Below are 18,706 nucleotides of genomic sequence, written 5' to 3' on the forward strand. Positions count from 1 at the left end.
GGGCAATCGCACACCGTTCCGCATACGAGAGCTGTCGGTACCTGGTTCCCATCGCAACACCTCAACCTGGTGTTGCACTTCGTTTGTGAACTCGGGGCATCCAGACGCGCACCGCCTGCGGTTCCGGCCGGAGGCTTCGGTCGATGGACTTCGGCCGGCGCCGCGAACCTCAGACCGCCGTCAGCGCCCGACGCCGGCGGAAGAGCAGCGCCGCCAGGCCGAGCCCCGCGAGCATCAGCGCCCAGGTGCCCGGCTCCGGCACCGGCTTGGGGCTGCCGGGGTCCACCGGCGTCGTCGGGGTGTAGCCGCCGGTGTAGGTGCCGAGGTGGAACTCGCCGTTCTGCTTCAGGCTGCCGAACACCGCCGAGCCCTCGATATAGTTGCCGGTCTTGGCGGCGGCGCCCGGCGCCAGCACCGAGCCGCCCCAGGCGGTGGAGAGATCGAGCGTCTTCGCGTCGGCGAAGTTCCAGATGACGTGCTCGCCGAGGCCCTTGGTGCCGCCGAGGAAATTGTCGTTGAGCACGATGTTCGCGCCGCTGACGTTGACGATCGCAGTATCGGCGCCGTTCAGGTTGAACTGGATCTCGCCGATGCGGTTGAGGTCGTCGCTGGTGAGGGTGAACACCGCGACACCCTTGGCATCCGGCTTGGCGTCGAAGGTCGCGCGGTTGCCCGAAACGCTCACGTTGCTGTTCGACGTGAGCTTGGTCATGCCCTGCGACAGGTCGGTCATGCCGCTCGACAACAGGCTCTTCTGCTGCTGCAGCCCTTCTAGGAAGCCGGCGTTGGCGGCGAGGCCCGCATTCACCGTGTTCTGGTTGACGTTGGTGTTGGCGATCGTGCCGCCGACCTTTACCGTCTGGACCGCGCCGTTGAGGTTGAAGCCGCTGGTGACGTTGCCGCCGACCACCGCGCCCGAGCCGTTGTTGAGGTTCTTGGTCCCGCCGGTGACGTCGCCGACGACCGTAAGGCCGGGGAGGTCATAGGCCGACGGTGCCGGCGTGCGGATCTGGTAGTTCGACGAATTGCCGTCGAGGTTGCCGCCGACGAAGGTGCGCCCCTCCACCTCCGAACTGGAGGTGAGGTCGCCGAGAACGATCAGGTTCCACTCGCGCAACGCGTCCACGCCGACCACGGGCGAGGCGGCGGCGGGAAGGGCGAGGGCGGTGGCCGACAGGGCCGCGGCGATCAGGCGCTTGTTCATGGCGCCGGTCTCTACGAAGTCCGCCGCGGCGCAGCACGGCAAAACTTCGCGCGCCCTGTCCCAAAATGCGCCGGTGGTTCAGCGCCCGTAGCGCGTGCGCAGCAGCCCCCATGCCGCGCGCAGGCCGTATGCCTCGCCGCCCTTGGGACGGCCCGGCTTCGCCGCGGGGCGCCAGGCGAAGGTGTCGAGATGCGCCCAGGCGATCTTCGCGGGGACGAAGCGGCGCAGGAACAAGGCCGCGGTGATCGAGCCGGCAAACGCCCCCTCGGCCGAGTTCACCATGTCGGCGATGCTCGACTTCAGCATGTCGTCATAGGCATCCCACAGCGGCAGCCGCCACAGCGGGTCGTGCTCGGCGGTGCCGCAGGCGAGCAGGTCGGCGGCGAGCGCGTCGTCGTTGGCGAAGGTGGCGGGCAGGTCGGGCCCGAGCGCGACGCGCGCGGCGCCGGTCAGCGTCGCGAAGTCGAGCAGCAGCTCGGGCTCCCCCTCGACCGCGCGGGTGATCGCGTCGCCCAGCACCAGCCGCCCTTCGGCATCGGTGTTGGTGTTCTCGACCGTCAGGCCCTTGCGCGAGCGCAGCACGTCGCCGGGGCGGAAGGCGGCGCCGGAAATCGCGTTTTCGACAGCGGGGATCAGCAGGTGGAGCCGCACCGGCAGGCGCGATTCGATCACCAGCGCGGCGAGCGCGAGCGCATGCGCGGCGCCGCCCATGTCCTTCTTCATCAGCGCCATGCCGCTGCCCGGCTTGATGTTGAGCCCGCCCGAGTCGAAGCACACGCCCTTGCCGACGACGGCGATGCGCGGATGCGCGGGGTTGCCCCATTCCAGCTCGATCAGCCGCGGCTCGCGCCCGGCGGCAGCGGCCCGTCCGACCGCGTGGATCATCGGGTAGCCGCGCTCGAGCTCGGCGCCCCTGGTGACCGTCAGCGTCGCGCCGTGCGCCTTGGCCAGCGTGGCGACCTCCGCCTCCAGTTCGGCCGGCCCGAGGTCGCCCGCGCCGGTATCGACCAGGTCGCGCACCCGCAGCGTCGCGGCGGCCTGGCGGACGAGATCGTCGACCCGCGCCGGATCGCCGGTCAGCAGTACGCGCGGCCCTTCGGCATTGTCTTCCTTGCGGTAGCGCGCGAAGCGGTGCTGCGCGACGATCCAGCCGAACGCCGCCGCGCCGGGCTCGCCCTCCGCGAGGCGATAGCTGCCCGCCGGCAGGACCTCGGCGAGCTTGGCGAGACACCAGGGCGAGAGGCTCGCCGTGTCGGCGACGACCGCGACCACCGACCACTCCTCCGCGGCCTCGCCGGGCAGGATCGCATGGGCGTAGCCGCTCGGCTTGAGCTTCTGCGCGGCGACCGCGGCGCGGTGTCGCGCGGACTGCTTCGCAAGCCAGCCGTCGAACCCCTGCGGGTCGATCAGGTGGAGGGTGCGCGCGGACTGGCCGCGGTCGGGCTGAAGCAGCGAGGCGAGATCGGACATGCGCCCGCTCTACGGAGCCCCGCCCGCGAACGGAAGGGGCGGCCGGCCTCAGCGGGCGACCGGCACCCCGTAGAGATCGTGCTCGTCGGCGTCCTCGATCAGCACGGGGACGATGTCGCCCTGCGCGAGATGGCCGGAGTCGCGCAGGAACACCTCGCCGTCTATGCCGGGTGCGTCGGCCTGCGAGCGGCCGGTAGCGCCACCCTCGGCATCGACGTCGTCGATGATAACCGGGATGGTGCGGCCGACCTTCGCCTGGAGCTTGGCGGCGGAGATCGCCGCGGTCTTCTCCATCAGGCGGGTGTAGCGCTCTTCCTTCACCTCTTCCGGCACCGGATCGGGAAGCGTGTTGGCGGCAGCACCCTCGACCGGCTCGAAGCGGAACGCGCCGACGCGGTCGAGCTGCGCCTCGTCCAGCCAGTCGAGGAGGTACTGGAAGTCCTCCTCGGTCTCGCCGGGAAAGCCGACGACGAAGGACGAGCGGATCGCGATGTCCGGGCAGATCGCCCGCCAGCCGCGCAGCCGCTCGAGCACCTTGGCGTCGTTGGCCGGGCGCTTCATCGTGCGCAGCACCTTGGGGCTGGCATGCTGGAACGGGATGTCGAGGTACGGCACCACCAGCCCCTGCGCCATCAGCGGGATGACCTGCTCGACGTGCGGATAGGGATAGACATAGTGCAGCCGCACCCAGACCGGCTGGTCGTGCGTGCCGAGCTTGCCGAGCTCCCGCGCGAGATCGGTCATGTGCGGACGGACTTCCTCGCCCTTCCACATCCGCGGCTGATCGCGAATGTCGATGCCGTAGGCGGAGGTGTCCTGGCTGATGACCAGCAGCTCGCGCGTGCCGGCGGCGACCAGCTTCTCCGCCTCCCGCAGGATCGCGTCGGGCCGGCGCGACACCAGGTCGCCGCGGATCGACGGGATGATGCAGAAGGAGCAACGGTGATTGCAGCCTTCGGAAATCTTCAGATAGCTGTAGTGGCGCGGCGTGAGCTTGAGCCCCGCCTCCGGCACCAGATCGACGAAGGGCGAGGGGATCGGCGGCGCCGCGTCGTGCACCGCCTCGACCACCGACTCATACTGGTGTGCGCCGGTGATCGCGAGGACGTTGGGGAAGCGCGCGCGGATCGCCGCGGCCTCGTCGCCCATGCAGCCGGTGACGATGACGCGGCCGTTCTCGGCGATGGCCTCGCCGATCGCCTCCAGGCTTTCTTCCTTGGCGGAGTCGAGAAAGCCGCAGGTGTTGACGAGCACGACGTCCGCGCCGGCATAATCCGGCGACAGGCCGTAGCCGTCGCTACGCAGCTTGGTGAGAATCCGTTCGCTGTCGACGAGGTTCTTCGGACAGCCGAGCGAAACCATCCCCACCTTCGGGGCTTCGGGAAGTCTGGTTGCCATGGTCGCCGCGCGACATAGTGCGTTCGCGCCAAAAAGATAGAGGCGGGGCGCGTCGCCGCCGCGCGCGACCGCCGTCAGGTCAGCGTCGGCGCCTTTGTGTCGGCGCGATTGGCGACGACCTCCACGATCATGTCGCCGGCTTCCAGCGACTCCGCCTGCGGGGCTGCGAAGCTGAAGAATCCGCCAGACCGATAGACCCGCACGCCAAGGCCGGTGGTGATCGCCGACAGCGGCTTGCCGACTTCCTGCGGCGCGACCGGCCGTTCCGAAAGCGCCACCGGCCCGCCGATCGACGCGAGGTCGACCAGATAATCAGCCATGTGTGCGCCGCGGCACGAGCCCGCGAGCAGCAGCCCGGCGAAGCTCACCGGATTGATGACGGTGGTGGCGCCCGCGGCGCGCGCCGGCAGTTCGTTGTCGTCCGCCTTCACGATGACGCTGATCGGCACGTCGGGCGCCAGGTGCCGCGCGGTGAGCGTGATGAGGATCGAGGTGTCGTCGCGTCCGGCCGCGACGATCATCGCCTTGGCATTGGCGATGCGGACGTCCTGCAGCACGGTGTCGCGCGTGGCGTCGCCCTGCAGCACGGTGCAGCCCAGCTTCTCCGCGAGTGCGATGTTCGTCTGGTCGCAATCGATCACGACGATGTCGCCGGGTGCCTCGCCGCGCGCGACCAGTTCGGCGACCGCTTCGGAGCCTGTCTTGCCGAAGCCGGCGACGATCACGTGGGCGTCGAGATTGCGTTGAATGCGTGCCATCAGCCATCGGTCCCAAGTGCGTCGAAGCACGAATTGATAGGTGGTGCCGATGAACAGCAGCACCACGAACACGCGGATCGGCGTCACCACCAGCGCGTCGAACATCCGCGCGCGCTCCGACACCGGCGCGATGTCGCCATAGCCGGTCGTGGTGATCGAGATCATCGTGAAATAGATGACGTCGAGGAAACTCACCTCGCCGTCGTAGGTGTCGCGCAGCCCGCTGCGATCGAACCAGTGGACGCTGACCGCCATCCCCAACAGCGCGAGCACCGCCAGCACGCGCCACAGGATCTGAGCCCACACCGGGGTTTGCGATCGGCGGCGCAGCGTCCGACGGGCAAGTTCGCTGGGGTTCATCGGCGGGGAAGCTTCGTGAGTGGGTCGACGGGCGCGCGGCCCTGGCGGATCTCGAAGTGGAGCTGCGGGCGGCTGGCATAGCCGGTGTCGCCCGAGGTCGCGATCTGCTGCCCGCGCTTCACCGACTGGCCGCGCTGGACCAGCAGCTCCTTCGCATGGCCATAGACGCTGGTGTAGCGGTCGCCGTGCTTGAGGATGACGACACCGCCCAGGCCGGGCACGCCGCTGCCGGCATAGGCTACGACGCCGTCGGCGGTGGCGAGCACCGGGGTGCCGACGGGCACGCCGATCTTGATGCCGTCGTTGCGCTCGCCGCTTTCACCCGCACCGAAGCGCTTCACCACCGTCCCGCCGACCGGCCACTGGAACTGGCTGGTAAGGCGGCTGGGTGGCGCGACCGCGGCGGTGGGCGGCAGCACGCGGCTCGGCGAGGGGGTGGCGCGCACCGGCTTGTCCTCGGGCTCGATCGCCGGCTCGCCGCCGGTCAGAATGTCGTCGATGTCGAGGCGGAACGCGGCGGCGCGCTCGGCGACGCTCATGCCGGCAGTCGCGCCGCCGGGGATCAGGATGCGCTGGCCGGTGCGCAGGATGTACGGGTCCTCGAGCCCGTTGGCGGTGACGATCGTCGACCAGGGCACGCCGTACGCGCGCGCGATGGCGATGCCGGTCTGGGCTTCGCGGACGAGGTGATAGCGGCCGCCGGGAATGGTGAGCCGCTGTCCCGGATAGATGGTGAAGGGCGGGGCAAGGCCGTTGCTGCGCGCGATCGCTTCCGATCCGGCACCGGTTTTCGCCGCGATGCTGCGCAGCGTCTCGCCGCGCGCGACGACATGGACGCTCTGGGCCACGGCGCGTGCGTCGGCGGCGACCCGGTTGACCTCCCAGGCCGGTGGCGCGGTCGGCGGGGCGGTGACGCCCTCCGCCTGCGACGCCGATCCGCGCGGTACCTCCGCCGGCGGCCCGGCGATGGTACGCGAGGGCACCTGCTCGGTACGGCCGTGCGGAATACACCCGCCGAGCAGTCCCACCGCAAGCAGCGGTACCGCGTGGCGGTAGCAAGCGCGTCGGCCGTTCATGCGTCTCCCTCTACGATCCGGCGCCCATCGAGCGGCAGTTGGCGTGTCGCGTCAAGCCTCCGGGTGCGGCGTTCAGCGGGCGGGGGCGAGCGTTTCGAGACCGCCGAGGTAGGGGCGAAGCGCCTCCGGCACGCCGACGCTGCCGTCCGCGCGCTGATAATTCTCCAGCACCGCCACCAGCGTGCGGCCGACCGCCAGCCCTGATCCGTTGAGCGTATGGACGAAGCGGGTCGCCTTTTCGCCCTCGGGCCGGAAGCGCGCGTTCATCCGGCGCGCCTGGAAATCGGTGCAGGTTGAGCAGCTGGAAATCTCGCGATAGCGGTCCTGACCGGGCAGCCAGACCTCCAGATCGTAGGTGCGCGCCGCGGAAAAGCCCATGTCGCCGGTGCACAGCTTCATCCGGCGGAATGCCAGGCCGAGCCGGGTGAGGATGTCCTCGGCCGCCGCGGTCATCCGCTCGTGCTCCGCCTCCGACTGATCGGGGGTGGTGATCGATACCATCTCCGCCTTCTCGAACTGGTGCTGGCGGATGAAGCCGCGGGTGTCGCGGCCGGCGGCCCCCGCTTCCGAGCGGAAGCAGGCGGTGAGTGCGGTGAAGCGCAGCGGCAGCTCGGTCTCGGCGAGGATCTTGCCCGCGACGATGTTGGTCAGGCTGACCTCGGCGGTGGGGATCAGCCAGCGGCCGTCGGTGGTGCGGAACAGGTCCTCGGCGAACTTGGGCAGCTGGCCGGTACCGAACGCGGCCTCGTCGCGCACCAGCAGCGGCGGCACGACCTGTTCGAAGCCGTGCGCCTCCGACAGCGTATCGAGCATGAACTGGCCGAGCGCGCGATGCAGCCGGGCGGCGGCGCCGCGCACCAGCGTGAAGCGTGCGCCGGCGAGCGCCGCGCCCGTCTCGAAGTCGAGGCCCAGCGCCGGGCCGATCGCGTCGTGCTCGCGCACCGCGAAGTCGAACGCCGGGCGCGCTCCGCGCTCGTGCACCAGCGCGTTGTCGTCTTCGTCGGCGCCTTCGGGCACGTCGCCGAGCGGCAGGTTGGGGATCGCCGCCAACCGTGCGGTCAGGTCGTCGCCGATCGTGCGCTCCTCGGCTTCCAGCCCGGGGAGGCGTTCCTTGAGCGCCGCCACCTCGGTCATCAGCGCCGCGGCGGTGTCCTCATCGCGCTTCGCCTTGGCCGCGCCGATCGCCTTCGACGCCTCGTTGCGGCGCGCCTGACCCTGCTGCAGCTCGGTCGTCAGCGCGCGGCGGCGCTCGTCGAGCGCGACCAACTCGGCGGCGGCGGGCGGCAGGCCCCGGCGGGCGAGCGCTGCGTCGAAGGCGGCGGGATCGTCGCGGATCAGTCGGATGTCGTGCATGGCCGCGGCTATGGCGACGCCGCCCGCGCCGTGCAAGCCGCAAGGCGGACCGTCGAAACCCGCACGGCGGGCGAAGCGTTGGGGAGGGGACTGGAAAGAGAGGAGACCCTTCCATGCAGATCCCCCACGACGCCTTCGTCCTGGTCGCCGACGGCCGCAAGATGCTGTTCCTGCGCAACGAGGGCGACGCCGAGCATCCCAACCTGCAGGTCGAGGCGAAGGAGATCCACCACAACCCGGCGGACCGCGACCAGAAGACCGACGCCGCCGGCGGCGCGTCGTCGACCCAGTCGGGCGCCAACGCACCGGCAGTGGCGCAGGGCGGCTCGGGCCATGCGCAGGGTGGTGGCGCCCAGTTCGCGCCGTCACGCGGCACCTTCGAGGAAACCGACTTCCACCAGCTGGAGGAAGACCGCTTCGCCGCGGAAACCGCCGACATGCTGCGCACCAAGGCGCTGGGCAACAAGTTCGAGTCGCTGATCGTCGTTGCGCCGCCGCGCACGCTGGGCGAGCTGCGCAAGCACTATCACAAGGAAGTCAGCAACCGCCTCGTCGGCGAGCTCGACAAGGATCTGACCGGCCATCCGGTCGACCAGATCGAGAAGCTGCTGCTCGCGGCCTGATCGCCGCCTGCTGCCGAAATGAAGAGGGCCGCGCGAGAGGATCGCGCGGCCCTTTTTTCGTGCCCGGTCCCGGCGTTCTGCGTCAGGCCGGCTTCTTGGCGAACCGCTTGCGGGCGACCAGCGCTGCCGCCGCGCCGCCGAATAGCAGCATCATCGGTGGCGCAGGCACGGGCTCCGGCGTCCCGGGCGGGTTCGTCGGCGGCCCAGGAGGTCCGGGAGGTCCCGGCGGGCCCGGAGGTCCGGGAGGACCCGGAGGTCCAGGGGGACTCGGGGGTCCAGGAGGTCCCGGTGGTCCGGGAGGTCCCGGAGGTCCGGGAGGCCCCGGGGGGCCGGGAGGTCCCGGCGGGCCTCCGCCCGTGGACGTGCCCGGCTCTTCGTCGCCGCCCGAACTGCTCGACGACGTGGAGGTCGAGGTGCTGGTGGACGTGCTGGTGGATGTGCTGGTCGACGACGAGCTCGATCCGCCGCTTCCCCCGAAGAATCCGCCCCCGCCGAAGAAACCGCCGCCGAAGAATCCACCCCCGCTCGTGCCGCCCACGACGACCGGCGGCTCGTTGCTGGCGACCACGGGCGCCACGACCGGCGACTCGACATAGGCGGGAAGCACCGGCACCGGGGCGGGAGGTTCGTTGGCCACGGTGACCACCGGCGGGCAGACGGCGGCGACCTCGACCGGGCGGCGCAGCAGCTTCTTGGTCGGGCGCGGCTTGCCGGTGCGGACCACTTCCGTCTTGGGAACGTAGCGGCGCGAGATGCCGTAGCTCTGCGGATTCTCCGCGACGTGCACCGCGCCGCCGCCGACGAAGGCGCCGCCGACCGCGCATGCGCAGAGTTTCGCCAAGGCCATACGAACCGACATAGTGCCACTCTTCATCTTTGGGCGGGAAGTCGCGGTCACCGTTGCGACGGCGGCCGGACGGAGGAACGCACCGGGTCGGCGAACCAAGCGGATGCGCGACCATTAACGTCTCTATAACCTTAAAGTCGCATAACGGCACCGCTTTCTCTCAGGCTGCCGCCAGCGATGTTTCGTTATGGCACGCCCGCCCTGCCGCCGCCCAGCGGGTCGCCGAGAAAGCGCATCCGAAATGATCGCGAAGCAACGGCCATATTATCCCAGCGAACTGCAGGGATAATCTCCAGTCATTCCGTAATCTTGAGGCGCTTGTCGTGCCCAGTCCTTGTCAGTATAGGCGCGCCAGGTACAGGCGGTCCCCGCCAGTTCGTTCGGGTGGGAGACCGGGGTGGAGAGTGGGGATGGCAAGTGTTTTCGATTTGACGGCGAACGTTGATACACCGCCCGTCGCGGCGAACGACGAACTCGCCGACGGCTACCGGCCAAGCGCGGACGAGCCGTTCATGAACCTGCGGCAGCAGGCCTATTTTCGACACAAGCTGCTCGCGTGGAAGGACGCGATCCATCGCGAGGCGCAGGGCACGCTGTCGCAATTGCAGGTCGACTCGCTGCGCGAGGCCGACCTCACCGACCGCGCCGCCAGCGAGACCGACTGGTCGATCGAGCTGCGCACCCGCGACCGCCAGCGCAAGCTGATCGCCAAGATCGACGCGGCGCTGCGGCGGATCGAGGATGGCGAATACGGCTATTGCGAAGTGACCGGGGAGCCGATTTCGCTCGGCCGGCTCGAAGCGCGGCCGATCGCCACCATGACGGTCGAGGCGCAGGAAAAGCACGAGCGGAACGAAAAAATCTCGCGCGAGGAATAGCTCGGCCTTGTCTCCGCAGCGGACGTTTCGGTACCAGTTGCTGGAGGCTTCTGCACGAAGCGACGCTGCGGAGTAGATGGGATTAGCGAGAACGATTCCTCCGAAGACCAACCGGTCGCCTACAAGCGCGCGCAGGAGCGCGACAGCCTGCTGCTGACGGCCACGCTGCGGCGCGTCGGCCGCGGCGATCCGGTGCCGGTGCGGGTGCGCAACCTGTCCGCCGGCGGGCTGATGGCCGAACACGGCCCGGTGTTGCCGGTCGGTGCCGAGGTCGAGGTCGAACTACGCGGCATCGGGCTGGTTCGCGGCACCGTCGCTTGGTCGACCGAGGGGCGGGTCGGCATCGCCTTCGTGGAAGAGATCGATCCGAAGGCGGCGCGCAAACCGGTCGCGGTTCGGCCGACGGAGACGAAGCCGCTCAAGCGGCCGCTGTAGGTCGGGGACGAGGCTTGCGGGTGGGGGGCTGTTGCGTACTCCTCAGGGAGATCCCAGCTTGCGCTGGGATGACGGTGCCTGAGGCGACCGTACGCTTCTAGTGAATTTGGCCTTTTTTTGCGTCACCCCAGCGAACGCTGGGGTCTCCTGCGGTTGGGCGGGACGTAGCTTCCACGCGGTTCCTCGACCCTCCACCACGCACACTTTGCCTAAAACGACCGGGGCACGGATCGTGCGATCCGCGCCCCGCAGCGATCACTCGGCCGTGATCTCCTGCTTGATCTGCAGCTTGCGCTTCTTCAGCGTCGCCAGCACTTCCTGATCGGGTGCCGGTCGCCGCGCTTCCGCCAGAATCTGGCTGTCCAGCGCTGCATGCTTGGCCTCGAGAGCGGCAAGATGGGCAGTCTGCATGAAGGCAATCCTCTGCTGTTCGGGGGTTGGGGGATGCCTGTTAGAACACGCGATGCGCCGCTTGTCTCCGCCTTGCGCCGGCGCTTTCGGCGCGCCGTGCGGAAAGTGCAGACGGAGCGTTGCGCCGCGCCGCAGCAACGGCGATGGTCTTGGGCATGCAGGACCTAGAGATCACCGCCCAGATCGAGCATCTTCGGGTGGAACATCGCGACCTCGACGACGCCATCGCCGCGCTCCAGCTTCAAGGGGTGGTCAACCAGCTCCAGATCGCCCGGCTCAAGCGGCGCAAGCTGCGGCTGCGCGACGAGATCGCACAGCTGGAGGACCAGTTGATCCCGGACATCATCGCCTGACGGCGACCCGTCCCGGATCGGGATGACGCCGCGCGCTGAGCGATAGGCGCAGCCCGGCGGCTGTGGCATCCGATCGCGTATGGATCGCTCTGCCCTTCCGCCGGCGTTGCAGGACCGGCTGCTCGGACCGCTTCACGTCGAGGCGCTGCTGCTCGCGGACGAGGCACGCGCCTATTTCGACGCGGCCGGCAGGCACGAGCGCGGTCGGCTGGAGCCGGTCGCGCGAGTCGCCTTCTCCTGCGAGTCGCTCAAGCTCACGACCCGGCTGATGCACGTCCTGGGCTGGCTGCTCGGCCAGCGTGCCGGGGACGCGGGCGAGATGGGCGCGCGAAGCAGCGCCGCACGGCCGCTGGCAGAGGCGCCGGCAAGCTCGGACGACGTGCTCGCGATGCTGCCGGAGACGGCACGCAGCCTCATCGAGGCGAGTATCGACCTGCACCGCCGGGTCGCGCGCCTGGTCCCGGCTCCGGAGGCGGCGATCGCCAGCCCCGCGCGTTCGATGCTGGCGCGGCTTTCCGCCGCCTTCTGACCGCCGCCGTCCAACCGCTGGCGGTCAGATCAGCCCGGCGACTTGGCCCAGCAGCACGCAGTTGAGGACGATCACCGCAGCGCAGATAGTCCAGGCCGCGATCTTCATCACCGGCCCATTGACGAAACGCCCCATGCGCTGGCGGTCGCTGGTGATCTGCACCAGCGGGAACACCGCGAACGGCAGCTGAAGGCTGAGCACCACCTGGCTCGCCAGCAGCAACTGGGCGGTGCCGCTCTCGCCGTACCAGACGGCCGCGATCGCCGCGGGGACGATCGCGATCAGCCGGGTGATCAGCCGCCGCATCCACACCGGCATCTTGAGGTCGAGGAAGCCCTCCATCACGATCTGCCCGGCGAGCGTGCCGGTCAGCGTCGAGTTCTGGCCGGAGGCGAGCAGCGCCACGCCGAACAGCACGCTGGCGATGCCGGCGCCCAGCATCGGCGCGAGCAGCGCGTGGGCGTCCTGGATCTCGGCGACGTCGGTACGCCCGGCGGTGTGGAAGGTCGCCGCCGCCAGCACCAGGATCGCGCCGTTGATGAACAGCGCCAGCATCAGCGCGACCGAGCTGTCGATGGTGGCGAGCTTGACCGCTTCGCGCCGCCCTTCCGGCGATCGGTCGAAGCGGCGGGTCTGGACGATCGAGGAGTGGAGATAGAGATTGTGCGGCATCACCGTGGCGCCGAGGATGCCGATCGCGATGTAGAGCATCGCCGGATTGGTCACGATCTCGGTGCTCGGCACCAGGCCGGCGGCGATCCCGGCCAGGCTCGGCTGCGCCAGGAAGAGCTCGCCCGCGAAGCAGCCGGCGATGATCAGCAACAGCGCGACGATGAACGCCTCCAGCTTGCGGAAGCCATATTGCTGGAGCAGCAGGATCAGCATCACGTCGAACGCGGTGAGCGCCACGCCCCAGGGGAGCGGGATGCCGAACAGCAGCTGGAGCGCGATCGCGGTGCCGATCACCTCGGCCAAGTCGCAGGCGATGATCGCCAGTTCGCACAACGCCCACAGCACCCAGCGCGCCGCCGGCGAATAGCGTTCGCGGCACGCCTGGGCGAGGTCGAGCTCGGCGACGATGCCGAGCTTGGCCGAGAGCGCCTGCAGCACCATCGCCATGATGTTCGAAAGGAGGATGACCGACAGCAGCGTATAGCCGAACGCCGATCCGCCGGCGAGGTCGGTGGCCCAGTTGCCCGGGTCCATATAGCCGACCGCGACGAGATAGCCGGGTCCGGCGAAGGCGCCGAGCTTGCGCCAGAACCCGCCCGCGCCGGACGGCACCGCGACGGTGCGATGGGCGTCGGGAAGGCTGGGGGAGCGGGGGAGGCTACCGCCCTCGGCGAGCGGTGGGGAACTCGCCGAGGGTGGAGTCATGCCGGCTTCTTTCTTCGATGCTCCCGCCACCGGCGGGACGCGGTCAGTTGGCGCCGCTCGTCTTCAGGAAGCCGTTGACGCCCTGCGGGAAGAACCCGCCGCTCGTCTTCGATTCCCGGTTCAGATAGACGATGTTGAGCACCTGCTGCGGCGTACGCCCATAGGCGAGACCGGTGCCGTCGGACGGGACGATGTTCGACGCGCCGTTCTGGATCTTCACGCCCTGGTCGGCATCGCCGGCGCCGTCGAGCCCGTCGCGTGCGTCCGAGATCGTCTCGGTCGCCTCGATGAGCGCGGCGGCGTCGACGCCCTTACGATAGAGCACGGTGCGGATGAGGCCGGCGTGATAGGCTTCCGATGCCTGGATGCCGGCGGTGCCGTCGATATAGGCGGTGGTGCTCAGGAACCCGATCGCACCGCGGTACGCCGTCACGCCGACATCCTCGAACAGGAAGGCGGCGAGGAGGAAGTTCTCGTCGCTGGCATAGGGGTCGAAGGTCTCGCCCTGCTTGATGAGCTTGGCCGCGACCGCTGCGGCGGAGAAGGCGCCGGTAGCCGCGGTGCTCAGGTCGATCGCCGGCTGCGCGATCGCGGTCGTGCCGATCGTGCGGCGGAGGAAGGCGACGTGCGCCTGCTCGTCCGCGGCGATCTCGCGTGCGTAGCGTGCGACCAGCGGGTCGGTGAACGCCACCTGGCGCGCGCCGGTCGCCTCGCCGGCGGTGCCGGCGCCGCCGAGCATGCTGGCGGGAAGCCCGGTGCCGTTGGCGGCATAGGCGTAGAACTGCGCCTCGAGATATTCGAGGTTCAGCGCGAAGTTGAGCACGTCGGCTTCGGTAGCGGTCGGCGTAGGAGTCGGCGTGCTGGTGGCCGAACCCGTCGGGCTCGGGGTCGGCGTGGCGGTGGGCGACACCGTGCCGCCGTCGTCGTCGTCGTTGCCGCCGCATGCCGATAGCACGGCGGCGCCCGCGGCGGCGATGCCGAAGCCGCCGGCGTAGCGGAAGAATTCGCGGCGCTCGGCGCGACGCTTGTCGCCGGCTTCGAGCACCTGCTGGAGGGTATCCTGCTGATCCATGATAAGGCTTCCTGGCTGTCGGTGCGTCAGTTGGCGTCGCTGGTCTTCACGGCGCCGTTCACCCCGCTGGGGAAGAAGCCGCCCTTGTCCGCCGCCGCGGCGCTCAGGTAGAGGACGTTGAGCACCTGCTTGAGCGTCCGGCCGAACACCAGCCCGTCCTCGTTGGCGGGCACGATGTTGCTGGCTTCGCCGCGGTTGGCGAGGCCCTGGTCGAGGTCGCTGCCGCCGTCGTAGCCGTCGCGTGCGTTGGATAGGCCCTCGGTATTGGCGATCAGGGCCGCGTTGGCGGCACCCTTGATGGACAGCGTCGTGCGGACCATCGCCGCATGATAGCCCTCGACCGACATCAGCCCGCTCGCCACCGTCAGCAGGGCCGAGCTCTTGATCGCCGAGGCCGCGCCGCGATAGGCGCTGACGCCCAGATCCTCGAACAGGAACGCTGCGAGCAGGAAGTTCTCGTCGTTGGCGTAGGGGTTGAAGCTTTCGCCGGTGCCGATGATCCCGGCGGCACGCGCCACCGTCGAAAAGGCGCTCGTCGCGCTGACGCTCAGGTCGATCGCCGGCTGCGCCACCGCGGCCGAGCCGAGCGCGCTTCGGAGGAAATCGACGTGGGCGCGGTGGTCCTGCGCGATCTCCAGCGCCATCTGGCCGACCACCGGATCGGTGAAGCTGACCTTGCTGCCGCCGGTCACCTTGCCCTGCGTGCCGGTGCCGGTGAGCTGCGTGTCGGCAAGGCCACTGCCGGACGTCGCGAACGCATAGAACTGCGCCTGCAGATACTCGAGGTTGAGCAACAGGTTCAGGATGTCGGCGTCGCTGATGCCGCTGGTCGCCGAGGTGGTGGGCGTCGGGGTCGGGGTGGGCGTCGGCGTGGACGAATTGTCGTCGTCGTCATCGCCGCCGCACGCGCCGACCAGAGCGGCACCGGCCGCCGCGACGGTGAAGCCGCCCGCGTAGCGCATGAAGTCGCGCCGGTCGGCCCGGCGCACCTCGCGTGCCTCCAGAACCTCGTCCAGCCCCGTGTCGTCGCTCATCAACGCCTCCCAATGAACACGCCGATCCGCCGTCGGCGATCGGCGGTACGATCCGTCGCGGCCTCTGGAGGAGAGCGCCGGCCCGTATCCGAACCGCTGCTGTTACCGGCGAAACCGCCGATTACCAACTGTCTTTCGGTGAAGCGCGCGCAGGGTGCGCGCGATCAGGGCTCCTCGACCGGATCGAGCGCCCGCAGCGCGGCCGGGTCCTGCGCATACCGGCGGCGGAGCTTGGCTTCGTCGGCGTCGATCGTCTCGCAGCGAAGACGGGTGAGCGCGGCCAAGATCTGGGCGTTGCGCGCCTGGTCGTACGGTTCCTCGCCGCTCCAATGGTCGCACATTGCGCGGCGGTCGACGAAGCGCCGGACGTCGCGCGGCACGGCCTGGGCCGGAACGGCCGCGGGGGCGGCGAGCAACACGGCAAGCAGGATCATCGATGCGCTCCTCGGCGACGGGCGGGTGCCATCGTCTAGCATCGTCGCGCCGGCGTGCGCGAGAGGGATGCGACCGCTTCGCCCGGCGACGGCAAGCCACCGGCCGAAGCGGTCCGCCGGGGTTCAGGGCGCGACGAAGCTGATCGTCGTGATCCGGTGCAGCACCGCGACCGGGCCGGCCGGGGTGGTGTGCGCGCCTTCGTCCTTGAGCGCGGCGGTCATCAGGTAGCGCCCCTTGGCCGCGACGGGTGCGGCGACCTCGCCATCGGCATCGGTGGTGAGCTTCTGCGTCGCCTTGTCCGGCGCGATGAACGTCACCTCGGTGGCGGCGACCGGCTTGCCGTCGCGGACCAGGCGGAAGCGGTCGCTCCCTGCGGTGGTCGGCACGAACTCGAACGGCAGCGCCGCCTTGGCCTCGCTGCGCCCGGCGCGGGCGTAGTAGACCACCGCTTCCTTCTTGCCGGCCGCGCCCCAGGGAGCGAACACCGAATCGTCCCAGGCGCGCACGTCGCCGGCGGGCACCTTGGCCTGCAGGAAGCCGACCTTGCGCTCCAGCCGCGCCGCGGGGGCGGACAGGAGCTTGGGCGCCTTGAGCTTGGCGAACTCGGGATCGCCGCCTTCCGGCATCGCCTCGGCCGGCTCGCCGAGGTAGATGCGCGCCGGGCCGGTGCCGTCGCGCTCGATCCACACTTCATGCGCCTGGGCGGTGGTCGACAGACCCGCCAGCAGCGCGGCGAACAGCATCTTTTTCATGGAATGCCCTTTCGTGGAACGGGAGGAAGGAATGCGCCTCACGGGTAGGTGAGCCGGATGGTCGCGAACACGGTGCGCGGGCTGCCGTAGTAGTTGCCGCGGCCGGTGGACGAGATGCGCGCGTAGTAGTTCTTGTCGAGCACGTTGTTGACGTTGACCGAGAAGGACAGCCGATCGTCGACCTTGTAGCCGGCGCGCAGGTCCACCACCGCATAGTCGCCCTGCCGGACGATCGTGGAGCGCGTGACGACGTTGCCGGTGGGGCCGAGGATCGCGGGATTGCCGCCATAGGTCTCGGCGAACCACGTCACCGCGCCGCCGATGCTGGCGCCGGCCAGCGGCCCGTCGACCGGCGCATAGTTGGTGAACAGCTTCACCATATGCTCCGGGATGATCGGGGTCAGCGGGATGCCGTTGAACTGCGGCTGCGCGTCCTCCAGGTACTTGGTCTTGGTGAAGCTGTAGCCGCCGTTGACGCGCCAGCCCGGCAGGATCTCGCCGCTCACCTCCGCCTCGATGCCGCGTGCGCGGACGCGGCCGGCTTGGACGAACAGCGTCGTGTCGTCGGGATCGTTGATGATCCGGTTCTTCTGGACGATCTGATATCCCGCCAGCGAGAGCAGCAGCTTGTCGCCGAACAGCGCCAGCTTCGTGCCCGCTTCGTACTGGTCGCCGATCAGCGGCTCGGTCCGCTCGCCATCGGCGCGCGTACGGCCGCCGGGGCCGACCTGCGGGGTGAAGCTGTCGGCATAGCTGGCATAGACGTTCAAATTGTCCGTCACGTCCCACAAAGCTGCGGCATAGGGGGTGAAGCGACCATCGACGCCGTAGCCGCCGACCGGGCCGAGGGTGGGGCGCGTGACCTGTGTGTTCGTGTCCCAGAAGGTCAGGCGACCGCCACCGACCAGCGTCAGCCCCGCGACCGGGCTGATGCGGGTCTGGCCGTACAGGCCGTACTGCTCGACCTGCGTCAGCGATCCGCCATAGGATTGCAGCACGCAGTTGACCGGCGCGGGGACGATTGGGGTGCTGGTGTTCGGGCAGGTCGCATTGGTGCCCTGCACCGGATAATAGGGCAGGGGGCCGTAGGGATTGAGCGGCGGCTCCAGCGGCGACACCGGGTTGAAGACATCGATCTTCGCGTAGTTGGAAAGGCGCGTATAGTCGCTGGTATAGTCCTGCGCCTGGTAGTCGATGCCCAGGATCAGCGTCTGGTCGCGGCCAAACAGCGGAAAGCTGCCGATGCCGTTAAAGTCGAACGCGCGCGTCTTCTGCCGGTTGTCGCCGCGGAAGGCGATGTGGCTGGTGACACCGTTGTTCGCCGGGGTCGCGCCGACCGGAGCGGTCGTCACCGCCTGGCTGCCGATGTAGCTGTACACGTCGAAGCGGTCGACGTTGGCGAACGATCCGGTGGCGCGCAGCGTCCAGCGGTCGCTCACCCGGTGGGCGAGTTCGACGAAGGCGGAGGTGCTCTCCGCGTCGAAGCGGTTCCAGTCGGCGCCGAGATAGGTCGAGCGGCGGACGTCGAGCAGCCGGCCCTCGCTGCCGTCCGCCCCGCCCGCGTAGCCGGGCAGGCCGGACTGGATCGCCGGCTTGAACCGATCATAGTAGATGCCGGCGGTCAGCGTGGTGCGGCCCCCGATCTCCAGTTCGCCGACCGCGAACCCGCCCCAGCGCTTGCGATGCGCCACGTCGAAGAACTGGTCCTGGTCCTGCAGCATCGCGCCGACGCGGATGCCGGCCCGGTCGCCGACGCGCGCGGAGGTATCGGCTTCGAGACGCAGGTTGTCGTAGCTGCCGTAGCCGGCGGAGGCGGAGATGCGGTTCTCGTCCAGCGGCCGCTTGCGCACCAGGTTGATGCTGCCGGCGGGATTGCCCGATCCGCTGAACAGGCCGGCGGGGCCGCGCAGCACCTCCAGCCGATCGTAGAAGAACAGGTCCGGGACCACGCCCGGGAAGCCGAACGCCAGCGTCGGCACGCCGTCGACCAGATAGTTGTTGATCGCGAAGCCGCGCGACAGGAACGACGGGTCCTCGCTGCCGACGCCGGTCACGGTGATGCCGTTGGTGGCGGTCAGCGCGTCCTCGAGCGTGAACAGGTTCTGCGCCTTGATCTGCTCGCTGTCGACCACGGTGATGGTGTTCGGAACGTCCTTCAGCGGGGTGATCGTCTTGCCGACCGCCTGGCCATAGCTCTTGCCGACGACGATGATCTCCTCGGCACCGGCGCCGGTCTCGGTCGCGACCTGGCCCGGTGCGTCGTCCTCGGTCGACGCGGCCTGGGCGGCTCCGGCGCAGAGGCAGGCCAAGGCAACACTCGACAGCAAGCAATTCGGCAGAC

Annotated in this window: 19 protein-coding genes; 6 read left to right on the top strand and 13 right to left on the bottom strand. The window is 69.5% G+C overall.

Annotation, left to right across the window (positions count from 1 at the left end; translation table 11 throughout):
* Window positions 1-169: 169 nt before the first annotated feature.
* The 6 genes from ACBY01_RS04045 to serS form a co-directional block, all read right to left on the bottom strand.
* Complete coding sequence (locus ACBY01_RS04045) at window positions 170-1,204, bottom strand: choice-of-anchor A family protein (protein ID WP_416459489.1); 1,035 nt, start codon at window positions 1,202-1,204, stop codon at window positions 170-172.
* Window positions 1,205-1,282: 78 nt separating this feature from the next.
* The gene (locus ACBY01_RS04050) at window positions 1,283-2,674 is read right to left on the bottom strand and encodes a leucyl aminopeptidase family protein (RefSeq protein ID WP_416459490.1); all 1,392 of its coding nucleotides are present in this window, start codon (window positions 2,672-2,674) and stop codon (window positions 1,283-1,285) included.
* A 48-nt stretch (window positions 2,675-2,722) separates the two neighbouring features.
* Window positions 2,723-4,072 (bottom strand): 30S ribosomal protein S12 methylthiotransferase RimO, encoded by a 1,350-nt coding sequence (rimO, locus tag ACBY01_RS04055; protein WP_416459491.1) that lies wholly within the window; start codon window positions 4,070-4,072, stop codon window positions 2,723-2,725.
* Window positions 4,073-4,146: 74 nt separating this feature from the next.
* The gene (locus tag ACBY01_RS04060) at window positions 4,147-5,190 is read right to left on the bottom strand and encodes a potassium channel family protein (protein ID WP_416459492.1); all 1,044 of its coding nucleotides are present in this window, start codon (window positions 5,188-5,190) and stop codon (window positions 4,147-4,149) included.
* Complete coding sequence (locus ACBY01_RS04065; protein WP_416459493.1) at window positions 5,187-6,266, bottom strand: peptidoglycan DD-metalloendopeptidase family protein; 1,080 nt, start codon at window positions 6,264-6,266, stop codon at window positions 5,187-5,189. The genes ACBY01_RS04060 and ACBY01_RS04065 overlap by 4 nt, the downstream gene beginning before the upstream one ends.
* A 72-nt stretch (window positions 6,267-6,338) precedes the next feature.
* Entirely contained in the window at window positions 6,339-7,619 is a 1,281-nt protein-coding gene (gene serS / locus ACBY01_RS04070) for a serine--tRNA ligase (RefSeq protein WP_416459494.1), read from the bottom strand.
* Between the two features lie 113 nt (window positions 7,620-7,732).
* Here serS and ACBY01_RS04075 point away from each other — a divergent pair, with 113 nt between their 5' ends.
* From ACBY01_RS04075 to ACBY01_RS04090, 4 genes are all read left to right on the top strand, one after another.
* Window positions 7,733-8,242, top strand: coding sequence for a host attachment family protein (locus tag ACBY01_RS04075; protein WP_416459495.1), 510 nt, complete (start codon window positions 7,733-7,735; stop codon window positions 8,240-8,242).
* 356 nt (window positions 8,243-8,598) lie between these two features.
* On the top strand, window positions 8,599-8,838 hold the full coding sequence (locus ACBY01_RS04080) for a hypothetical protein (RefSeq protein WP_416459496.1): 240 nt from the start codon (window positions 8,599-8,601) through the stop codon (window positions 8,836-8,838).
* A 661-nt stretch (window positions 8,839-9,499) separates the two neighbouring features.
* Complete coding sequence (gene dksA, locus ACBY01_RS04085; protein WP_416459497.1) at window positions 9,500-9,967, top strand: RNA polymerase-binding protein DksA; 468 nt, start codon at window positions 9,500-9,502, stop codon at window positions 9,965-9,967.
* An 81-nt stretch (window positions 9,968-10,048) separates the two neighbouring features.
* Window positions 10,049-10,402: a PilZ domain-containing protein gene (locus ACBY01_RS04090; RefSeq protein WP_416459610.1), complete on the top strand. Its 354-nt coding sequence runs from the start codon at window positions 10,049-10,051 to the stop codon at window positions 10,400-10,402.
* Window positions 10,403-10,657: 255 nt separating this feature from the next.
* Here ACBY01_RS04090 and ACBY01_RS04095 read toward each other — a convergent pair whose 3' ends face one another.
* Entirely contained in the window at window positions 10,658-10,813 is a 156-nt protein-coding gene (locus tag ACBY01_RS04095) for a YdcH family protein (protein ID WP_416459498.1), read from the bottom strand.
* A gap of 155 nt (window positions 10,814-10,968) precedes the next feature.
* Here ACBY01_RS04095 and ACBY01_RS04100 point away from each other — a divergent pair, with 155 nt between their 5' ends.
* Window positions 10,969-11,166, top strand: a complete 198-nt coding sequence (locus ACBY01_RS04100) for a YdcH family protein (protein WP_416459499.1) — start codon at window positions 10,969-10,971, stop codon at window positions 11,164-11,166.
* Window positions 11,167-11,245: 79 nt separating this feature from the next.
* Window positions 11,246-11,695, top strand: a complete 450-nt coding sequence (locus ACBY01_RS04105; RefSeq protein WP_416459500.1) for a DUF1465 family protein — start codon at window positions 11,246-11,248, stop codon at window positions 11,693-11,695.
* Between the two features lie 24 nt (window positions 11,696-11,719).
* Here the strand turns inward: ACBY01_RS04105 and ACBY01_RS04110 are convergent, their stop codons facing one another.
* From ACBY01_RS04110 to ACBY01_RS04135, 6 genes are all read right to left on the bottom strand, one after another.
* On the bottom strand, window positions 11,720-13,072 hold the full coding sequence (locus ACBY01_RS04110; protein WP_416459501.1) for an Nramp family divalent metal transporter: 1,353 nt from the start codon (window positions 13,070-13,072) through the stop codon (window positions 11,720-11,722).
* Window positions 13,073-13,115: 43 nt separating this feature from the next.
* The gene (locus ACBY01_RS04115; protein WP_416459502.1) at window positions 13,116-14,144 is read right to left on the bottom strand and encodes a ferritin-like domain-containing protein; all 1,029 of its coding nucleotides are present in this window, start codon (window positions 14,142-14,144) and stop codon (window positions 13,116-13,118) included.
* 26 nt (window positions 14,145-14,170) lie between these two features.
* Window positions 14,171-15,178, bottom strand: coding sequence for a ferritin-like domain-containing protein (locus tag ACBY01_RS04120; protein WP_416459503.1), 1,008 nt, complete (start codon window positions 15,176-15,178; stop codon window positions 14,171-14,173).
* Window positions 15,179-15,342: 164 nt separating this feature from the next.
* Entirely contained in the window at window positions 15,343-15,612 is a 270-nt protein-coding gene (locus ACBY01_RS04125; RefSeq protein ID WP_416459504.1) for a hypothetical protein, read from the bottom strand.
* Window positions 15,613-15,735: 123 nt separating this feature from the next.
* Window positions 15,736-16,365, bottom strand: a complete 630-nt coding sequence (locus tag ACBY01_RS04130) for a DUF4198 domain-containing protein (protein WP_416459505.1) — start codon at window positions 16,363-16,365, stop codon at window positions 15,736-15,738.
* Window positions 16,366-16,403: 38 nt separating this feature from the next.
* On the bottom strand, window positions 16,404-18,674 hold the full coding sequence (locus ACBY01_RS04135; RefSeq protein WP_416459506.1) for a TonB-dependent siderophore receptor: 2,271 nt from the start codon (window positions 18,672-18,674) through the stop codon (window positions 16,404-16,406).
* Window positions 18,675-18,706 lie beyond the last annotated feature (32 nt).

Source organism: Sphingomonas mangrovi (assembly GCF_047975845.1).
GTDB lineage: Bacteria > Pseudomonadota > Alphaproteobacteria > Sphingomonadales > Sphingomonadaceae > Sphingomonas.

What these genes read in the sequence shown, in the direction of transcription:
- ACBY01_RS04100 (WP_416459499.1), top strand. Translation starts at nt 10,969, where the DNA reads ATGCAGGACCTAGAGATCACCGCCCAGATCGAGCATCTTCGGGTGGAA.
- ACBY01_RS04125 (WP_416459504.1), bottom strand. Translation starts at nt 15,612, where the DNA reads ATGATCCTGCTTGCCGTGTTGCTCGCCGCCCCCGCGGCCGTTCCGGCC.
- ACBY01_RS04095 (WP_416459498.1), bottom strand. Translation starts at nt 10,813, where the DNA reads ATGCAGACTGCCCATCTTGCCGCTCTCGAGGCCAAGCATGCAGCGCTG.
- ACBY01_RS04060 (WP_416459492.1), bottom strand. Translation starts at nt 5,190, where the DNA reads ATGAACCCCAGCGAACTTGCCCGTCGGACGCTGCGCCGCCGATCGCAA.
- ACBY01_RS04120 (WP_416459503.1), bottom strand. Translation starts at nt 15,178, where the DNA reads ATGAGCGACGACACGGGGCTGGACGAGGTTCTGGAGGCACGCGAGGTG.
- ACBY01_RS04065 (WP_416459493.1), bottom strand. Translation starts at nt 6,266, where the DNA reads ATGAACGGCCGACGCGCTTGCTACCGCCACGCGGTACCGCTGCTTGCG.
- serS (WP_416459494.1), bottom strand. Translation starts at nt 7,619, where the DNA reads ATGCACGACATCCGACTGATCCGCGACGATCCCGCCGCCTTCGACGCA.
- ACBY01_RS04075 (WP_416459495.1), top strand. Translation starts at nt 7,733, where the DNA reads ATGCAGATCCCCCACGACGCCTTCGTCCTGGTCGCCGACGGCCGCAAG.
- ACBY01_RS04130 (WP_416459505.1), bottom strand. Translation starts at nt 16,365, where the DNA reads ATGAAAAAGATGCTGTTCGCCGCGCTGCTGGCGGGTCTGTCGACCACC.
- ACBY01_RS04110 (WP_416459501.1), bottom strand. Translation starts at nt 13,072, where the DNA reads ATGACTCCACCCTCGGCGAGTTCCCCACCGCTCGCCGAGGGCGGTAGC.
- rimO (WP_416459491.1), bottom strand. Translation starts at nt 4,072, where the DNA reads ATGGCAACCAGACTTCCCGAAGCCCCGAAGGTGGGGATGGTTTCGCTC.
- dksA (WP_416459497.1), top strand. Translation starts at nt 9,500, where the DNA reads ATGGCAAGTGTTTTCGATTTGACGGCGAACGTTGATACACCGCCCGTC.
- ACBY01_RS04115 (WP_416459502.1), bottom strand. Translation starts at nt 14,144, where the DNA reads ATGGATCAGCAGGATACCCTCCAGCAGGTGCTCGAAGCCGGCGACAAG.
- ACBY01_RS04045 (WP_416459489.1), bottom strand. Translation starts at nt 1,204, where the DNA reads ATGAACAAGCGCCTGATCGCCGCGGCCCTGTCGGCCACCGCCCTCGCC.
- ACBY01_RS04105 (WP_416459500.1), top strand. Translation starts at nt 11,246, where the DNA reads ATGGATCGCTCTGCCCTTCCGCCGGCGTTGCAGGACCGGCTGCTCGGA.
- ACBY01_RS04050 (WP_416459490.1), bottom strand. Translation starts at nt 2,674, where the DNA reads ATGTCCGATCTCGCCTCGCTGCTTCAGCCCGACCGCGGCCAGTCCGCG.